This is a genomic window from Microbacterium umsixpiens (genome assembly GCF_053543675.1).
The window spans coordinates 1-1,475 of the sequence record NZ_JBLVOH010000187.1; the positions used below are offsets into that span (position 1 = coordinate 1).

General features: G+C 68.1%; 3 protein-coding genes. 1 reads left to right on the top strand and 2 read right to left on the bottom strand.

Annotation, left to right across the window (positions count from 1 at the left end; all coding sequences use genetic code 11):
* Positions 1 to 80: hypothetical protein (locus tag ACNPM4_RS17145; protein WP_448986485.1), on the top strand; the 80-nt coding region annotated here is incomplete at its 5' end.
* Between the two features lie 9 nt (positions 81 to 89).
* Here ACNPM4_RS17145 and ACNPM4_RS17150 read toward each other — a convergent pair.
* Positions 90 to 1,070, bottom strand: coding sequence for an ABC transporter permease (locus tag ACNPM4_RS17150; RefSeq protein ID WP_448986486.1), 981 nt, complete (start codon positions 1,068 to 1,070; stop codon positions 90 to 92).
* 53 nt (positions 1,071 to 1,123) lie between these two features.
* Positions 1,124 to 1,475: ABC transporter permease subunit (locus ACNPM4_RS17155; protein WP_448986484.1), on the bottom strand; the 352-nt coding region annotated here is incomplete at its 5' end.

The window sequence follows — 1,475 nt, forward strand, 5'->3', positions numbered from 1 at the left end:
CGGACGCGCTACTCGTCCCGTACCACGACTGGGCTCAGCGCGGTCCGTCGACGATGCGGGTCTGGATCCCGACGGCCTGACCCCCGGGGCTACTCCCGTTTCCGGGTGACCGCCCGCTGCAGCAGCACGAAGACCAACAGGATGCCGCCGGTGATGATGGTCGTCATCTCCGGAGGGATGCCGCCGTCGCGGGTGATCAGCACGTTCATCAGCCCGAGCACCAGCGCACCGACGACCGACCCGAGCACGTAGCCGTAGGCCCCGGTCAGCACGGTGCCGCCGATCACGGCCGCCGCGATCGCGTCGAGCTCCCACCCGATGCCGGTGATGTTCTGGGCCGTGCCGAGCCGGGCGGTGTAGAGCACGGCGGCGAGGCCGGCGAGCGAACCGCTGATCACGTAGACCAGCACCTTGGTCCGATGCACCGGCAGCCCCATCAGGAGCGCCGAGCTCTCGGAACCCCCGATCGCGTAGACCGTGCGGCCGGTGCGGGTGCGGTGCAGCACGAAGAACGCCACCGCGACGACGAGCACCGCGATGAGCACCGCCGGGGTGATGACCAGGTCGTTCACCTTCGGCCCGTCGACCACCTTGAGCTGCACGCCGATCCAGCGGATGGGCGACTCCTCGCCGAGTCTCTCGGGCTTGGTGCTCAGCAGCGAGGCGAGCCCGCGTCCGAGGAACATCATCGCCAGCGTCGCGATGAACGGCTGCACGTTGAAGTACCGGATCAGGATGCCGGACACCACGCCGAACAGCGCTCCGATCCCGATCATGGCGACGATCACGGCGAGCGCGTTCCAGCCGGCGTTCGAGAGCATCACCCCGGCCACCGAGGACAGCGCGATGATCGACCCGACCGACAGGTCGATGCCACCGGTGAGGATGACGAAGGTCAGCGCGACCGCCAGCACGATCAGGTGAGCGTTGTTGATGAGCAGGTTCGACAGCGTGTTGGCCTGCACGATGCGGCCGTAGGCGATCTCGCCGAACACGACCATGCCGACGAAGATGACCACCGAGGCGATGGTCGGCAGCACCGACGGGTTCGCCGTGACCACGCGTCGCATCCGGTCGAGGAGCGTCTCGGTCTCGTTCAGGGCGGGAGCCGCCGTCGCCACGCTCATGCGGCCACCTCCTCTTTCTGCGCGACCGGTTCGACCGGTGCGGAACGGCGTCTTCTGCGGAACCAGCTGCGCATGCGCTCGGACTGCAGCAGGCACAGGGCGACGATCACGATCGCCTTGAATGCCGGCGTGGCCGATGACGAGATGCCGAGGTAGAGGACGGTCTTGTCGAGCGTCGCGATCAACAGCGCTCCGACGAAGGCGCCGCTCAGCGAGAACTTGCCCCCGGCGAGCGATGCCCCGCCGATGACGACGGCGAGGATGGCATCGAGCTCCAGCTGGTACCCGGTGCGGGAGATATCGACGGTCATGACGCTGCCGACCGACATGATGCCGGCGACACCGGCC

Coding starts and splice junctions, on each gene's coding strand:
- ACNPM4_RS17150 (WP_448986486.1), bottom strand. CDS start 1,070: ATGCGACGCGTGGTCACGGCGAACCCGTCGGTGCTGCCGACCATCGCC.